The sequence below is a fragment of the Acinetobacter sp. WCHA55 genome, assembly GCF_002165305.2.
Classification (GTDB): domain Bacteria; phylum Pseudomonadota; class Gammaproteobacteria; order Pseudomonadales; family Moraxellaceae; genus Acinetobacter.
On the sequence record NZ_CP032286.1, the window covers coordinates 829,043 to 844,948 of the forward strand.

A 15,906-nucleotide genomic window follows, 5' to 3' on the forward strand; every position below is an offset into this window, starting at 1 on the left:
AGGAATTAGATGGCAGGGGTAGCTGGATTCGAACCAACGGATGCCGATATCAAAAACCGGTGCCTTACCACTTGGCGATACCCCTAATGCGGCAGAACTTTAATATTTTTGCGTCTTTCTGTCAAGGTAAATTAACAGTAGAACAGCAAAGTGTTGTTCTGTCTTTTTTGGAAAATGGCAGGGGTAGCTGGATTCGAACCAACGGATGCCGATATCAAAAACCGGTGCCTTACCACTTGGCGATACCCCTAAATTTGATTACTGTAAAATGGCAGGGGTAGCTGGATTCGAACCAACGGATGCCGATATCAAAAACCGGTGCCTTACCACTTGGCGATACCCCTAGTACAGTCATCTACAGGTGAAATAAAATGGCAGGGGTAGCTGGATTCGAACCAACGGATGCCGATATCAAAAACCGGTGCCTTACCACTTGGCGATACCCCTATCAGGTAACTTGGAAATGTCTTATTGGTGATTCATTCAAGCTGTTGACCAAGTAAGCTTTACATGGCGCATTTGCAAGAACATCATCAATGTTCATATCACTCGTTACTTCAGTAAAAACACAAGCACCTGTACCTGTAAGTTTTGCAACACCGAACTGGTCGAGATATTGCATTGCTTCATCTACTTCTGGATATAAGCTTCTTGCCAGAGGCTCAAAATTATTTCCAAAATCAGATGGCTTTAACTGATAGGCGCAAAATTTAGAGCTCTTCGTGTTTCTTGTCAATGTTTTTTGTGAAAAAAGCAATTGAGTGCTGATAAAACAGTCAGGTTTTAACACAATGTATTGTTTTTGATCTAAGTCTATGAATGTTAAGTGCTCACCTATACCTTCAGCCCATGCATTGCGGCCATGGACAAAGATGGGAACGTCTGCACCTAGCTGAACACCCAAGTCTGCTAATTGCTCAGTATTGAGTCCGCATTGCCATAGTTGATTGATCACGATTAATGTTGTCGCGGCATCCGATGAGCCTCCACCTAAGCCTGCACCCATCGGAATGTTTTTTTCAAGACGAATAGATAAACCCGTAGTTGTTTGCGCATATGGTTTAAGTATCTGCGTTGCTTTATAAATCAAATTTTGACTCAAATCGACACTGTTTAAGCCTTCAATATGAATCTCTTGATCTGTACGAGGCTCAAATTCCAACCAATCACACAGATCGATCAACTGGAAAATACTTTGCAGTTCATGGTAGCCGTTTTCACGACGACCCGTAATGTGTAAAAACAAATTTAGTTTTGATGGGGCTGGGACACGGATCATAACGAGATAAACTAGCGGTTTTGAATGACCATTGTAATACGGTTTTCTGCACCATTTTCAAGTGCTTGTTTTAAAATCAACCGATTTGGCATATCGGCTTGTTCGTTATAGCTCAGCTCAACGCTCCAACCATCTTCAATGATCCGTACTGCTCGTTTGGCACTGTCACGTTGGATTTGTGCTTGAACTGTTGCTGGTTTGGCCTGAACCCAATTGACTAAATGGGTGATGGGTGCTTGCCAACCAGTTGCTGTTTTTAAAAGTTCTTCAGGGGTTTCAGCTTGGATGAGGCCAGTTTTAGCACTATTTAGGCTCACTTCACCTGGGCGACCAGTAATTTGTGTCTTACCCACACCTAAAATTCCACTGAGTTCAATATCAAAGTCTTGCTGCTGTTGTACCCATGTGAAAAAAGCACTACCTGTTTGTTCAGGTGTGCGTACCCCAATTTTACCCTGTAAGCTAAACTGTTGATCAGATTCGGTTTGTATGGTGTTTGGATCAAGCTGCGGTTTAGTAAATTGTTGACAGCCTGTTAGTGCCAAGCTACTTGCAGCAAGTAAGCATAAGCTCAGATTTGAGAAAATACGCATAAAAACTATGAGCTCTTTTTCAGTTGTTGGGGTAACAATAAAGTATTAAGTTGATCCAATTGAGGATCATTTGGGTGTTTTTGTTTGAGTTGTTGTAACACAGTGGAGAACTTTTGCAGATCACCGAGCATATAAACTGATCGTGCATAACGTATCCCAATATTGACACTACCACTGATGAGATAGGCTTTTTCTAAGACTTCGGCAGAAGTGCTAAAGTCATTTTGTAAGTAACAAATAAAACCTAAGGTATCTAAGATGGAAGCCTGTTCAGGGGCATATTCTAGAGCATGTTCAACAAATCGACGTGCATCATCTAAGCGTCTGTTTTGCAAGGCTAAAGTGTATGCATAAGCATTGAGGTAGGTTGGGCTATTGGGCTCGATGCTTAACAGTTGATTTAGCAACTTTTCTAGTTTGTCTTTATCCGTATGTGGATCCAACATTAGCACTTCAGAATAGATCAGTTCAGGGTCATCTGGTAAGTTTTTAATCGCCTCATCTAACAGTCGCATGGCTGCGGCTTTGTTATTCATGCGCTTTAAAATATCGGCTTGTGCCTGATACAAAAAACTTGCATGTTGTGGGTAGTTCACGCGTTCTTGGGTTAGGAAGCGTAAAGCATCATTGGGTTTGTTTTGCTGAGTATAGATACTGATGAGGCTACGACGCGATACAGTATACAAGCTACCATCGACCAGACGATAGTAGGCTTTTGCTGTTTCAAAATGTTGTTTTCGTTCAGCATTCACCGCAAGATAGTAATAGGCTTCATTTTGATATTCGGCCGAATTACGTAGTTCAACCAGATATTTTTCTGCTTTTTCGTACTTCTTTAAGTCAATACTGGTTAACCCCGCAATAAACAAGGCTTCTTCTTGGTCAGGCCATTTTTTAATCAAGCTCTCGAGCTTGGTTAAGGCTTCATTTGACGCATTAATTTTAATCAGATATTTGGCTTCGGCTAAACGGATATCAACATTGTCACGGTGTTTACGACTCGACTTTGCATACCAATTACGGGTTTCTTCTTCTTGACCGAGTGCGCTGAGTAAGTTGGCTTTCATCAGGATGTAGCCTGTGACTTTCCCACGCTTTTTTAGGGCTTTATTGATGGTGGTCAGGGCTTGCTCAAGCTGTCCATTTTGCGCCTCTAATCCTGCAATCAATGCCAAAATAGAGGGGTTGTTCCGCTCCTTACTTGAACGTAGTGCTTGAATGAGAATTTCTTGATCTTCAGGTTCTTCTGGGGCAATCCCCGCAAGGATTTGCTCTAAATCTGCATTGGCATCAATATTGAGAATTTTATCGAGCGTTTCAGCCGCAAGTTCATATTCATGTGCTTTAAGTGCAATATGCGATAAATAAAATAATGCTGGAACATCGGTGGGCTCTTGCACCACCCAATGTGTTGCAATGTCGAGTGCGGCATGCAAATCATTTTGTTCAAGGGCAATATTTAAAGCGCGCTGTTTAATGGTGGTGGAATTACTTTTAATCGCCAGCACAGTATAGTTGTGTAGGGCAGTCGCACTATCTTGGTAAGCCAGTGCAAATTCGGCAATCATACTTTGTTGAATTGCATCATAATTAGATAGCGAAAAATCTCCAGCTGCTCTAAGATGAGCACTAGATGCCATGCTACCGACGAGTAAGAATGTGGTAGAATATTGCTTAATTCTCGCGCCGCTCAGTCGGCAATGTGTTTGACGCAATTTTTCTTGATCCAAGTAATGCTTTTTATGACACCGTTATTGCACAATAGCATAAATTTAGCGAAATGATGATCTGATATGTCTTTCTTTGCATTGGGTGTCAACCATCAAACCGCCTCCGTAGAATTGCGCGAGCAAATTGCATTTAACCCTGAAAAGTTAACGCAACTGCTTGAGCAACAAGGCCAAAACCAAGACTTAAATGAAATGGTGGTGGTCTCTACGTGTAACAGAACAGAAGTGTATGCCATGTCTGAAGACTCAGATATGGTATTGAACTGGCTCGCCCAAGCAAATGGCATAGATGTTAAACAATTGTTGAATCATGTATACCGTTATGAAAATGCGCAGGCTGTGACTCACTTGATGCGTGTTGCAAGCGGCTTAGATTCACTCATGCTCGGTGAACCGCAAATTTTAGGACAGGTCAAATCTGCACTATCTTTGGCGAAGACTGCTCATACTGTTTCCCCTCATTTAAACCGAATTTTTGAATATGCCTTCTATGCGGCGAAACGCGTTCGCTCAGAAACGGCTGTGGGTAGTCATGCCGTATCGATGGGCTACGCAGTGGCTCAGCTTGCATTACAGGTGTTTAGTAAGCCTGAGAAGTTGACAGTCATGGTTGTGGCGGCGGGCGAAATGAATAGCTTAGTGGCGAAGCATTTGGCTGAAATGGGAGTCGCAAAAATCCTCATTTGTAACCGTACCCGTGAAAGGGCTGAAACTTTGGCCCAAGAAATAGCCCATCGTGTAGATGTTGAAATCATTGAATTTGATCAGTTGGCCAATAACTTAGCGCGTGCAGATGTCATTTCTAGTTGTACGGGAAGTTTACATCAGGTGATTCATTATCCAGATGTAAAAGCTGCATTAAAAAAACGTCGTTATCAACAAATGTTAATGGTCGATTTGGCTGTTCCTCGTGATATCGACCCGAAAGTTGAAAGCTTGGATGGCGTCTATTTATATGGCGTAGATGACTTGCAGTCGGTAATTGATGAAAACCTTGCTCAGCGTCGTCAGGCGGCGGTTGAAGCAGAGGTGATGGTCAACCAACTAGCAACGGAGTTGGTGACTCAGCAGAAGGTCAATCTGGCGGGTGAAACCATCCATGCTTACCGTCAGCAAGGTGAACAGTTAAGACAAGAAGAATTAGATCTAGCGCTGGCACGAATTGCGAAAGGAGAAAAGGTGGAACGGGTGATGCAAGAGTTTGCACATCGTTTGACGCAGAAGTTGCTACATCCGACCTCGATTATGCTGCGTGAAGCAGCCAAATCTGAAGATCCGAGTCATTTTGAACAAATGCAAACATGTTTAAATGAGACTTTTGCTAAACGTCGTAAAACTAAAAAGTAAATCCAAATACGAAAATGTAATAGGTTTAAGTAATCAGCCTTAAGCCTATTTTTTTGGTCAATTCATTTAACTTTTGACGTAGATTACGTGATTCAACTAGGCTTAAAGGTGCTTTTAGTTTTTGGCGTAAATATTTTTCTTCAAGCGAGAGAGCATATTCACTGGCCAGCTTATCCGCCATTTCAGGTGTTTTGGTCAGCACTTCAATATTGGTGCGCTGCATAATATCGGCAATTGCATTGGCATAACGGCTACACGCACCCAAAACATAATAGGTTGCCAGTTCTTGATCATCAGGCAGATCATCAAAAATAGTATCTAAGACTTGTAGCACATGTGCCAAAAGTTGATCTTCTGGTAGATAGGCGCGCAAGGTTTCAAAGTGAATATACAAAAACGGATGATGGATCAGAACGGCGAGGGCGAAGTCTTCATCTTTGGTGCGAATATTAAAAGACAACGAGGCATCGTTGCTGACTTGAGGTGTCCAGCGACGACCAAAACCGAGTTTTTCTTTAAAGGATTGATTCAGCAAATAGCGGAAAGAGCCTGTTTTGGGCAATAAATCCGTTAGTTGGCGTAACTCACTCATGACCTGACTTTTACCTTCAGGGCTACTGATGTCATGGTTCTGCGTCAGATGGGCAAAAACAAAGTCTGACAGCAGAGGAGCTTGTTGAAGCAGTTTATTAAAGTTTTCAATGCCTTCGCGACGAATCAGTGAGTCAGGGTCATGATCATTCGGTAAAACAAAAAACTTCAGTTCACGACCATCATTGAGTAACGGTAACGCGATTTCTAAAGTACGGCGCGCTGCTTTTTGTCCAGCTATGTCACCATCGAAGGCAATGGTAATACGGTTGTTTTGTTTAAACAGGATATTTAAGTGTTCGGTGTTACTGGCAGTCCCTAAAGTCGCCACGGCACCTGCAATGCCATACTGCTGTAGCGCAATCACATCCATATAGCCTTCGACCATCAGCCAGTCTTGGGCTTTTTGTTTACGACCTTCATATAAACCATAAAGTAACTGGTTTTTATGAAATACCTCAGAGTCTGGTGAGTTGATGTATTTGGGCTTAATTTCGTCATTTAGAGCACGACCACCGAAGCCCACGACACGACCTTTAGCATCACGTATCGGAAATATGACACGGTCCCGTAACAAGTCAAAGTCACGACCATTGTCACTGGTACGAATTAGTCCGAGTAGCTTTAAGCCTTCGATATCTTGTGGAAAGGCCTTTTCTAAGTGTTGCCAGTCCTCAGGTGCATAGCCTAAGCGCCAATATGCAATAGTATCTCGACTGAGTCCACGTTGTTTAAAATACTGCTGTGCTGTACGACTATGTGGGAGTTGTTGCTCATAGTATTGCGCAATATTTTCTAACAAGTCGTATAAGTTACCTTCCTGAACGGGGGCGGTATTGAAGCCCTCGAAAGTATCAAAATCAGCGAAACTCTCTTGGTAGTCCATGGACTGAAATTCAGCAAAAGGGTCATGCTCAATCTGAAACTCAGGTTGCGCTGGAGCTGGCTCAGTTTTCTTGGTTTCTGCGACATCGACCTGTGGTTTGGGTACAGGTTTAGCTTCACGCTTATACACCAGTTTTTTCGAGTCTCGGTTGTCTTTCGGCAGTTCGATGCCTGTTTGACTCGATAAATCCTTCATCACATCTATAAAACTACGGCTGTCGATGTCCATTAAAAAACGTATGGCATTACCATTGGCCTGACAACCAAAACAGTGGAAATACTGTTTGTCACGATACACGTGAAAAGATGGTGATTTTTCCTGATGGAATGGACAACAGCCTGAATAGGTACGACCTGACTTTTTAAGTTTTACCCGTTGACCAATCAGGTCGACAATGTCGGTCCGATCTAAAATTTGGTCAATGGTGTGTTGAGGAATAGCCATGTCGAATCGTCAGTCGCTGATGTTTTGAAAACCGTGAAAATAAGCAAAGATGGAGGTTTTTAAAATGCAAAAACCATCGAATCCAGATTGTTTTGTATACCTTTTAAGCGTTTTGATCAAGCGAAAATCGCACAAAACAAAAGGGCAAGTATGATAACTTGCCCTTTCTAAAATAGCGAATTTTTCAGAGGAGTTATTCAGTTCCAGTACTGATATTTTGCTGTGTTTCAGGACGATCGAGTAAACCAAAACTGACACGATTGGTAAAGCTACGCTCTGTTGTTTGTTGGGGTTGCTCGACTTTTTCTTCAGAACTGTTTTGTTCTTCACGACCAAACACACCTAAAGTTGCACGGTTGACCCAACTTGCTTCTTTACGAGCTGCACGTAAGTTCACTTCGCCATTCGATTTCACTAAATTTGGATAATTGAGTTTTAAGACATCGGTATATTGTTGCGCAGTTTGCTTGTCGCCTAATTGGTCATATGAATAAGCGACCGTTGCTAAAGCTTCAGGTACTTGCGGGCTTTGTGGATAATGTTCAATCACCCATTGACCACGCTCTAATGCTGCAACCCATGCTTTACGTTTGATATTAAAACGTGCGGCATTCATTTCGCTTTCAGCCAACTCATTGCTGATAAACTGCATGCGCTGTGCGGCATCGACCGCATAAGTGCTCGAAGGGTAACGACGGATAAAGTCTACGAAGTTTTGATACGCCACTTTAAGATAGCTGACATCACGATGTGCTTGCTTTAAAGACGTATAACGAATCAAACCATCATAGTTTTGTTCCATATTGGCTACGCCACGTACATAGTAAGCATAGTCCACGTTTGGATGTTGAGGGTTCAAACGAATGAAACGATCCGCCAGTGCAATCGCACCTTCATAATCTTTCTGCTGAAACTTCACATAGAGTAGCTCTAGCTGAGCTTGTTGTGCATATTCACCTGTAGGATAATAGGTATCTAATGCTTCTAAGTGTTTTGCAGCGTCGGTATATTGACCACTTTTCAGTGCTTTTTCTGCTTTTTGAATATAAACCTGTTCACTCGATTGTGGACCGGTATCTACCACTTCTTTCTTGGGATTGCTGCTACAGCCTACCATTGCAGATGCAATGCCAATCGTTAGAGCAAGCATTGTCATTTTATAATGTGGTAGCGACATAAAAATTCCTCTGTTAATACGGGCAATGAGCTACAATTGCGCTATTAAATCACTTTTATTTGAATGATCAAATGGCTCAAGCACAATCTTCCGATCCAAATTTCCCTGAAACCGATTTCAATTTACTTGAAGATTCTGAGGATGCAGATAACCATACTTCAAGCGCGACTGCAACACGTTTATCGTTGCAATTTCAATTGGATGAAACTTATCTCGGTCAGCGTATAGACCAAGTCGCAGCAACGATTTGGAGTGAGTTTTCGCGTGAAAAACTCAAACAGTGGCTAAAAGAAGGCCATTTGTTGGTAAATGGTAACAGTGTCAAGCCGAAATATAAATGTGAAGGATTCGAACTGTTAACCCTTGAAGTTGAGTTAGAAGCGCAAACGCGTAGTCTACCTGAAGATATTCCATTGGATATCGTCTATGAAGATGACGACATTATCGTCGTCAATAAACCCGTTGGTATGGTGGTGCATCCAGGTGCTGGAAATTCATCAGGGACCTTGGTCAATGCATTGTTACATCACTATCCAAAATCGGCCGAACTGACCCGCGCGGGTTTGGTACATCGTATTGATAAAGATACATCTGGTTTGTTGGTCGTTGCAAAAAACTTAGAAGCACAATTTTCACTGAGCAAGCAGTTGGCTAAAAAGTCGGTCTATCGCGTATATGACTTAATTGTATATGGTAATGTGATTGCGGGTGGTACGGTGGATGAACCGATTAAACGTCACCCTGTGGATCGTGTCAAAATGGCGGTACTGCCAGGTGGTAAAGATGCTGTAACACATTACAATGTGAAAGAGCGCTTCCAACATTTCACCCGTATCCAAGCGCGTCTTGAAACTGGACGTACGCATCAAATTCGTGTGCATTTTAGTTATATTGGTTTTGGTTTAGTTGGTGATCCTGTTTATATGCCACGTGTACGTGTGCCTGCAGGTGCATCGGAGCTTTTAGATGAGACTTTACGTGGTTTCAGACGCCAAGCGTTACATGCAGCAGAGCTCGGTTTGAAACATCCTCGTACAGGTGAAGAAATGTTGTTTAAAGCGCCGTGGCCAGCAGACTTGGCGACCTTGGTCGATGTACTACGTACGGAAAATAAAGCTTACTGATTTATAGCTGAATCATCATAAGGACAGTATATGCAATTTGTTCAAGGACTTCCGGCAGGTGTTTTTGTGGGACAAACCCGTGTGCATCATGATCGTGCTTTAGAGACCACTCAAACTGAACTGCAAGGCTTTAATTTGGCTTTGCATGTACAGGATGATGCCGCACGGGTGCAACAGCATCGTATGATTTTGCTTGAAGAGTTTGCAGGCTATGGGGTCGATAAAATCACATGGATGACGCAAACTCACAGCACTATATGCCGTGTAGTGAATGAGCAAATTGACTTTGATGCTCAAGAAGGGGATGGTTTGGTGACACAGCGAGCAAACCATGCCCTGATGATGATGACTGCAGATTGTTTACCTGTAGTTTTAGGCAATGCTGACGGTACCGAGGTTGGGAACTTACATGCAGGATGGCGTGGGCTAGCGCATGGCATCATTGAAAATACCATTGCCAGTATGAACACTCAGCCGACATGGGCTTGGTTGGGTGCAGCTATTAGCCAATCATGTTTTGAAATTGGCGCTGAAGTTAAAGATGCTTTTTGCTCAAAATATGCTGCGCTTGAATCTGCATTTCAAACAGGTGAGCAAGCTGGAAAGTATTATGCTGACTTATATGCAATCGCAAAATTCATTCTAAAACAGCGCGGTGTTGAAGTAGTCTCTGGCGGTGATCAGTGTTCCTTTAGCCAGTCGGATGAATACTATTCTTATCGACGTCATGCCAAAACTGGGCGTATGGCGACTTTTGTGTTTATGAAATAGTTTTGGCGTGTGATCAAGTGCTTGGCTGTTTTAATCCTTGCACTTACTCCCCACACTGCGAGTGGAAGTGTTAAACTTAACTCAATTCTTTGCTCTTAAAAATTTCCATGTCTGTACCTGATCTTGTTTCTGTTGCACCTGTTCATGTGTGTGTGGTTTATCATAGCGCCTATGGTCATACGGCGAAAGTCGCTCAGTATATTGCACAAGGTGCAGAGCAGGCGGGTGCTGACGTGCATTTGATTTCTGTTGCTGCAGTACAGTGGGACTTGTTAGATCAGGCCGATATTATTGTAATGGGTTGCCCAACCTATATGGGGAGTCTCACAGCGGCACTAAAACAGTTTATGGAAGACTCCTCTAAGCGTTGGTTAGCACGGGCTTGGCAAGGAAAATTAGCTGCAGGCTTTACCAATGGTGGTGGCTTAAGTGGCGATAAACTGGCGGTATTACAACAGATTAATTTATTTGCTATGCAGCATGGTATGTTGTGGGCAGGTCTACCGTTTATGCCGACGGGACGTAGCCAACATGATATTAATCGGATGTCGAGCTTTTTAGGTTTGATGACTCAGTCAGACAATGCCAGTGTTGAAATAACCCCACCCGAAGGCGACTTGGAAACTGCTCGAAAGTTTGGAAAATATTTGGTCGAGCTAAAAGCGGATTATTAACAGTTTCAAAAAGAAAAAAACCTCCACATGGGAGGTTTTTTTCTTACTTATGCATAATACGGGCTTTATCGCGTTGCCAGTCACGGTCTTTTTCCGTGGCACGTTTGTCATGTAGCTGTTTGCCTTTCACTAAAGCAATTTCTAATTTCGCACGTGGCCCTTTCCAATAAGCAACAAGCGGAACGCACGAATAACCTTTTTGATTCACTGCGCCGAGTAACTTATCCAGTTCACGACGGTTCAACAGTAACTTACGAGTACGGGTCGCTTCAGGAACAATGTGCGTAGATGCACTGAGTAAAGGCTGAATTTGAGCACCGAACAGGAAAGCTTCACCATTTTTAAAGGTGATATAACTCTCAGACAGCGTCATACGACCTGCACGTAACGATTTTACTTCCCAGCCTTGCAGTGACAGGCCAGCTTCAAATTTTTCTTCAATAAAATAGTCGTGACGTGCACGTTTATTCTGTGCAATCGTCCCACTGGTATTTTTTTTAACTACAGTTGCTTTCGCCATAATCAATTACTTCCAACAATGTACCTATTGTGCCTTAAAGCAGGGTTAAGGTGAAGTTTTTTCAAATTTATGGAGTTTCTTCACCTATAAAACAAGTTTTTGCTAAAATATGGCTCTACAAAATCAACAGAGTAAAAATGGATGTCTAAAACTCGCGTCATTTACCCGGGGACTTTTGATCCAATTACCAATGGTCATATTGATTTGGTCACACGTGCATCACGTATGTTTGATGAGGTGGTGGTAGCCATTGCCATTGGTCATCATAAAAATCCGCTCTTCAGTTTAGAAGAGCGTGTGAGCTTGGCCAAAGCATCATTAAGTCATCTTGATAATGTTGAGTTTGTAGGTTTTGATGGTTTACTGGTAAATTTCTTCTGTGAACAAAAGGCAACGGCTGTGCTGCGAGGATTGCGTGCAGTGTCTGACTTTGAATACGAGTTCCAGTTAGCCAATATGAACCGTCAACTTGATTCACACTTTGAGGCGGTGTTTTTAACGCCGTCAGAGCAGTATTCATTTATTTCATCGACGTTGATTCGTGAAATAGCACGTTTAAAAGGTGATGTGACCAAGTTTGTACCGCAAGCTGTGGTTGCTGCTTTTGAACGTAAACATCAACAAGGTTGGTAGTGTGTCTTTATATATAACCGATGAATGCATCAATTGTGATGTCTGCGAACCTGTGTGCCCCAATGAAGCCATTTTCATGGGGGAGCTGATTTATGAAATCAATCCAGACTTATGCACAGAGTGTATCGGACATTATGATAAACCCCAGTGTCAATTGTTCTGTCCAGTGGATTGTATTCCGCTAGATCCCAATCATGCGGAAACTGAAGATGAGCTCATGGATAAATATAAAAAGCTGATTGCTCAAAAAAGCGCAAGCAATTAAGTCTAAGATTTGATACTATGCGCCTCGAAGTGAGCCAGACGATCGCTGCTGTGGAGATCTCCGTGATTGAAGCAGGGGAGGAAAGTCCGGGCTTCATAGGGCAAGGTGCCAGGTAACGCCTGGGCGGCGTGAGCCGACGGAAAGTGCAGCAGAGAGTAGACCGCCTTCATTATGGTTTTGAGCAATCGAAATCGAAGGTAAGGGTGAAAGGGTGCGGTAAGAGCGCACCGCATGGCTGGTAACAGTTCATGGCATGGTAAACCCCACCGGAAGCAAGACCAAATAGGGATCCTTTAGGCATGGCCCATGCTGGATCCGGGTAGGTCGCTTGAGCGTATGAGTGATTGTACGCCTAGAGGAATGATCGTTCTCGACAGAACCCGGCTTATCGGCTCACTTCAACAAATTTTGATCAATTAAGCGCGCAAGGTACTTGACGTACTGGTGAGAACACCACATAATGCGCGCACAGTTTACGGCTATGTAGCTCAGTTGGTTAGAGCACCGCACTCATAATGCGGGGGTCACAAGTTCAAGTCTCGTCATAGCCACCATTTTTATAGATCATGCTCTCAGCATGATCTTTTTTTTTTGTGGGAAATAAAGGCTATAAAACGGTGTTTATTGACGGGTTATTTCTGAAGCGGCTTTGTGGTTTGCTGTACTGTTATTTCGATATTTAAAGCAAAACTGTGACTGCGGAAATTTACTATTTTTTAAACGCCCCCTCGCATTTAATATTTTCAAGCGTTAAATGGGTCTGTAGTTGTAGGTTTTGAATATGTTGCCAATTCGCTTGATGTTCGACTAAATCAAGTTTTTTAAAGAAATGTGCTAACTTGCGCAGTAGCGCCCTTCGGCTCTTTCTAAAGCTAGATTTTGTTGTGCTGTTGGGCTTAAACGATCTGCGGTCAGGATTTTTTGTTGTCCTTTAGCATAGTTGACCAATATCTCTCGATCTTTTAGGCTGAATAATAGGTTGGAGTTGGTATAGGTCGTTACATCACGCCGAACAACATTATAGTCGGTGATTATTGGGGAAATTAGCTGACAACTGCTCAATGTAATAGTACTCAGGACGAAGAGAAAACAGGCTCCTTTTTCATTATCTTTCTCGTAAATATGCCTAACCTAAATATAGCTTGCAGCATAAAAATAAGTTTAAAAAGAGTAGCTTGCTGAAAAATTGATAGTTTAAAGTGTATTTGTTTATGGAATAACCATTTGTGTGAAAAAAGGGTTGACGCTTGTCTTTGAACTTTGCATAATGCGCACACAGTTTACGGCTATGTAGCTCAGTTGGTTAGAGCACCGCACTCATAATGCGGGGGTCACAAGTTCAAGTCTCGTCATAGCCACCATTTTAAAAGACCAAGCTCTCAGCTTGGTCTCTTTTTTTGTGTTTAAAAAATAGATTTGAATATGATCGATATAAAAAAGCCCAAATAGATGTTTGGGCTTTTCTATTGGAGAGTGTGCTTACACGCCAGCTTTCCAGCCATTCATAATCGGGTAGCGACGTTCACGGCTAAATGCGCGTGAGCTGATACGCGGACCAATTGCACCTTGGCGACGTTTGTATTCATTGAAATCAACCAAACGAATCACTTTTGCAACCACTTCAGCATCAAAGCCTTTGGCAATGATGTCTTCTTGGCTCATATCTTCTTCGATATAGGCATACAAAATGGCATCCAGCACATCATATGGTGGTAAAGAGTCTTGGTCTTTTTGATCTGGACGTAACTCTGCTGAAGGTGGACGAGTAATCACACGCTCAGGAATCACAGGTTTTTCTGAAATGCTATTACGGTATTTTGCAAGTTCAAACACAATGGTTTTATATACATCTTTCAGTACGGCAAAACCACCCACCATGTCACCATAGAGCGTGCAGTAGCCCACAGCCAATTCTGATTTGTTGCCTGTAGATAGGACTAAATTACCAAATTTGTTTGATAAACCCATCAGCAATGTACCGCGGGCACGTGCCTGTAAGTTTTCTTCAGTTGCATCCGCAGGGCTGTTGCCAAAGAACGGATAAAGCGTTTGCATAAAGCTGTTCACAATTGGGTTGATTTCAGCAATCCCGAAAGTCACCCCCATACTTTTTGCTTGTTCAGCAGCATCTTCTACACTGATTTGAGCGGTATAGGTATATGGCATCATTACGGCTTGGACTTTGTCGGCACCAATCGCATCAGCTGCAATAGCAAGGGTTAGAGCTGAGTCGATCCCACCTGATAAACCAAGAATCACCCCAGGGAAACCTGAGCGTTGTACATAGTCGCGTGTCGCCATCACTAAGCTTTGATAAATCTCTGCCATAGTGTCTAAAGCAGGAGGCAAGGCATTGGCCTTAAAGGCTTGTTGTTCTGCTTCGTATTCAGCGAAATACAGAGACTCCTTAAAGCTTTCTGCTTGAAGTACAATCGAACCATCTTTGGCAATCACAAAGCTTGTACCATCAAAGATCAGGTCATCTTGACCGCCGACTTGGTTGGCATAAACCAAGTTGAGGTTCATTTGTTTCGCCAGTGCAGACATGGTTTCAACGCGGTGCTGTGGCTTACCGACTTCATATGGTGAAGCATTTAAGACTAAAGCTGTTTCTACATTGAGCTGTGCCAGTTGTTGTACTGTCGAAAGTGACCAAACATCTTCACAGATCAACACACCAAACTTATGACCTAGGTATTCAAAAACAAGGTGTTGATGCCCTTCGGTGAAGTAACGCTTTTCATCAAACACGCTATAGTTTGGCAAGTTTTGTTTGTTATACACACCCAAAACTTGTCCATCTTTCATGACCGCAGCGGCGTTATAGCGTTGACCATCTTCAGTTTGATTGACAAAACCAAAGACCATCACTATGTCTTTTACTGTTTTAAGTTGTTCAAAAACTTGTTGCGTGCGTTTGGTTAGGCTTGGACGTAGAAGTAAATCTTCTGCTGGGTAACCAATGCTCGAAAGTTCTGGAAAAATAATTAAATCAGCATTTTGTTTTTTTGCTTCATTCGCCTGTTCCAACATTTTTTGGGCATTTGCTTCAAGGTTGCCAATATGCGGAGAGAACTGTGCAAGTGCAATTTTAAAACTTTTCATTTCCAACTAAATCCTATACCTATAGGGATATACACGACGATTGAGTTTGTTATAGCTATAAGTTCTACGTGGTGTAAGTGACGATAAACAAATAGAAGTATTAATCAATAATAAGTGCGAATACTATATACGAAATGCGATTTTTTTTAAGGGATATTCTAAAAAAAATCCGTAAATGTCCTTAAAAAGAACAAATTATTCTAATGGATTTATGGAGTGTGATTGTGTGGTTTCAACCGCTTTTACAAAAAATACAGCAAAAGTTTGAACTTAAAAACCGTCCTTTGACTGAAGCTGAAAAAAAGCTCGCCAAGAGTATTTTTGGGAACAGTCTGAACATGGATTCGGTTCGAATTATCGCGCATCGGGCAGTGCTGCCACATTATGCGATTAGCCCGAATGGATATGTGTATTTTAATATCAAAGACTGGTGCGAAAACTTTGCCGATCAACCAATTCATCAACAAGCCTGGTTGATACATGAGCTGACACATGTTTGGCAAATTCAGCAGGGGTTCGCTGTAGTCCGTAAGGCGCTTTTTAACCGTCAGTACCGTTATGCATTAAAACAAGGGAAGCAGTTTTTAAGCTATGGCATCGAACAACAGGCGCAAATGGTGCAAGACTATTTTCTCAAAAAACACTATGGCGAAGAGTGCTCGGCTTATGAGCAGTGCATTCCCTTTGTGGCACACAAAGCCTCATTCTGACCCCGATAGATAAATCTGCGGAGTGATTGTTAGACAACAGATTTTAAAGTCATAAAT

Annotated in this window: 15 protein-coding genes, 6 tRNA genes and 1 other RNA gene; 10 read left to right on the top strand and 12 right to left on the bottom strand. The window is 42.4% G+C overall.

Annotation, left to right across the window (positions count from 1 at the left end; all coding sequences use genetic code 11):
* Positions 1-10 precede the first annotated feature (10 nt).
* From CDG62_RS06780 to CDG62_RS06810, 7 genes are all read right to left on the bottom strand, one after another.
* Positions 11-85 (bottom strand) — tRNA-Gln (locus tag CDG62_RS06780).
* 90 nt (positions 86-175) lie between these two features.
* A tRNA-Gln gene (locus CDG62_RS06785) sits at positions 176-250 on the bottom strand.
* 19 nt (positions 251-269) lie between these two features.
* Positions 270-344, bottom strand: a tRNA-Gln gene (locus CDG62_RS06790).
* A gap of 28 nt (positions 345-372) precedes the next feature.
* Positions 373-447 (bottom strand) — tRNA-Gln (locus tag CDG62_RS06795).
* Position 448: 1 nt separating this feature from the next.
* Positions 449-1,279 (bottom strand): 4-(cytidine 5'-diphospho)-2-C-methyl-D-erythritol kinase, encoded by an 831-nt coding sequence (gene ispE, locus CDG62_RS06800; protein ID WP_087526350.1) that lies wholly within the window; start codon positions 1,277-1,279, stop codon positions 449-451.
* A gap of 11 nt (positions 1,280-1,290) precedes the next feature.
* A complete protein-coding gene (gene lolB, locus CDG62_RS06805) occupies positions 1,291-1,872 on the bottom strand; it encodes a lipoprotein insertase outer membrane protein LolB (RefSeq protein WP_087526349.1) in 582 nt (193 codons plus the stop codon).
* A gap of 5 nt (positions 1,873-1,877) precedes the next feature.
* Positions 1,878-3,587, bottom strand: a complete 1,710-nt coding sequence (locus CDG62_RS06810) for a tetratricopeptide repeat protein (protein ID WP_087526406.1) — start codon at positions 3,585-3,587, stop codon at positions 1,878-1,880.
* A 78-nt stretch (positions 3,588-3,665) separates the two neighbouring features.
* Between CDG62_RS06810 and hemA the strand changes: the two genes are divergently transcribed.
* On the top strand, positions 3,666-4,949 hold the full coding sequence (hemA, locus tag CDG62_RS06815) for a glutamyl-tRNA reductase (protein WP_087526348.1): 1,284 nt from the start codon (positions 3,666-3,668) through the stop codon (positions 4,947-4,949).
* Between the two features lie 25 nt (positions 4,950-4,974).
* On the opposite strand, the gene CDG62_RS06820 is transcribed toward hemA, so the two are convergent.
* Positions 4,975-6,870, bottom strand: a complete 1,896-nt coding sequence (locus CDG62_RS06820) for a DNA primase (protein ID WP_087526347.1) — start codon at positions 6,868-6,870, stop codon at positions 4,975-4,977.
* 193 nt (positions 6,871-7,063) lie between these two features.
* The gene (locus tag CDG62_RS06825) at positions 7,064-8,047 is read right to left on the bottom strand and encodes an outer membrane protein assembly factor BamD (protein ID WP_087526346.1); all 984 of its coding nucleotides are present in this window, start codon (positions 8,045-8,047) and stop codon (positions 7,064-7,066) included.
* A gap of 71 nt (positions 8,048-8,118) precedes the next feature.
* Here CDG62_RS06825 and rluD point away from each other — a divergent pair, with 71 nt between their 5' ends.
* From rluD to CDG62_RS06840, 3 genes are all read left to right on the top strand, one after another.
* A complete protein-coding gene (gene rluD, locus CDG62_RS06830) occupies positions 8,119-9,171 on the top strand; it encodes a 23S rRNA pseudouridine(1911/1915/1917) synthase RluD (RefSeq protein WP_087526345.1) in 1,053 nt (350 codons plus the stop codon).
* A 30-nt stretch (positions 9,172-9,201) separates the two neighbouring features.
* The gene (gene pgeF, locus CDG62_RS06835; protein ID WP_087526344.1) at positions 9,202-9,942 is read left to right on the top strand and encodes a peptidoglycan editing factor PgeF; all 741 of its coding nucleotides are present in this window, start codon (positions 9,202-9,204) and stop codon (positions 9,940-9,942) included.
* A gap of 107 nt (positions 9,943-10,049) precedes the next feature.
* Positions 10,050-10,616, top strand: a complete 567-nt coding sequence (locus CDG62_RS06840; protein WP_058870093.1) for a flavodoxin family protein — start codon at positions 10,050-10,052, stop codon at positions 10,614-10,616.
* Positions 10,617-10,659: 43 nt separating this feature from the next.
* Here CDG62_RS06840 and smpB read toward each other — a convergent pair whose 3' ends face one another.
* Positions 10,660-11,136 carry an SsrA-binding protein SmpB gene (smpB, locus tag CDG62_RS06845; RefSeq protein ID WP_004695532.1) on the bottom strand — a complete coding sequence of 159 codons (477 nt, stop codon included), beginning with the start codon at positions 11,134-11,136 and terminating at the stop codon, positions 10,660-10,662.
* A 141-nt stretch (positions 11,137-11,277) separates the two neighbouring features.
* Here smpB and coaD point away from each other — a divergent pair, with 141 nt between their 5' ends.
* The 4 genes from coaD to CDG62_RS06865 all read left to right on the top strand — a co-directional run bounded on the left by coaD (position 11,278) and on the right by CDG62_RS06865 (position 12,588).
* Complete coding sequence (gene coaD, locus CDG62_RS06850) at positions 11,278-11,769, top strand: pantetheine-phosphate adenylyltransferase (protein ID WP_087526343.1); 492 nt, start codon at positions 11,278-11,280, stop codon at positions 11,767-11,769.
* A gap of 1 nt (position 11,770) precedes the next feature.
* Positions 11,771-12,034, top strand: a complete 264-nt coding sequence (locus CDG62_RS06855) for a YfhL family 4Fe-4S dicluster ferredoxin (protein ID WP_004695536.1) — start codon at positions 11,771-11,773, stop codon at positions 12,032-12,034.
* Between the two features lie 26 nt (positions 12,035-12,060).
* Positions 12,061-12,438: RNase P RNA component class A (gene rnpB, locus CDG62_RS06860), an RNA gene on the top strand.
* A gap of 73 nt (positions 12,439-12,511) precedes the next feature.
* Positions 12,512-12,588: transfer RNA gene (locus tag CDG62_RS06865), tRNA-Met, on the top strand.
* A gap of 280 nt (positions 12,589-12,868) precedes the next feature.
* Here CDG62_RS06865 and CDG62_RS19600 read toward each other — a convergent pair.
* Positions 12,869-13,096, bottom strand: coding sequence for a hypothetical protein (locus CDG62_RS19600; protein WP_228254428.1), 228 nt, complete (start codon positions 13,094-13,096; stop codon positions 12,869-12,871).
* Between the two features lie 222 nt (positions 13,097-13,318).
* Here CDG62_RS19600 and CDG62_RS06875 point away from each other — a divergent pair.
* Positions 13,319-13,395: transfer RNA gene (locus CDG62_RS06875), tRNA-Met, on the top strand.
* A 118-nt stretch (positions 13,396-13,513) separates the two neighbouring features.
* Here CDG62_RS06875 and CDG62_RS06880 read toward each other — a convergent pair.
* Positions 13,514-15,139, bottom strand: a complete 1,626-nt coding sequence (locus tag CDG62_RS06880) for an NAD+ synthase (RefSeq protein ID WP_087526342.1) — start codon at positions 15,137-15,139, stop codon at positions 13,514-13,516.
* Between the two features lie 203 nt (positions 15,140-15,342).
* On the opposite strand from CDG62_RS06880, the gene CDG62_RS06885 reads away from it, so the two are divergent.
* Positions 15,343-15,849, top strand: coding sequence for a type IV secretion protein Rhs (locus CDG62_RS06885; RefSeq protein ID WP_087526341.1), 507 nt, complete (start codon positions 15,343-15,345; stop codon positions 15,847-15,849).
* The last annotated feature ends 57 nt before the right edge of the window (positions 15,850-15,906 follow it).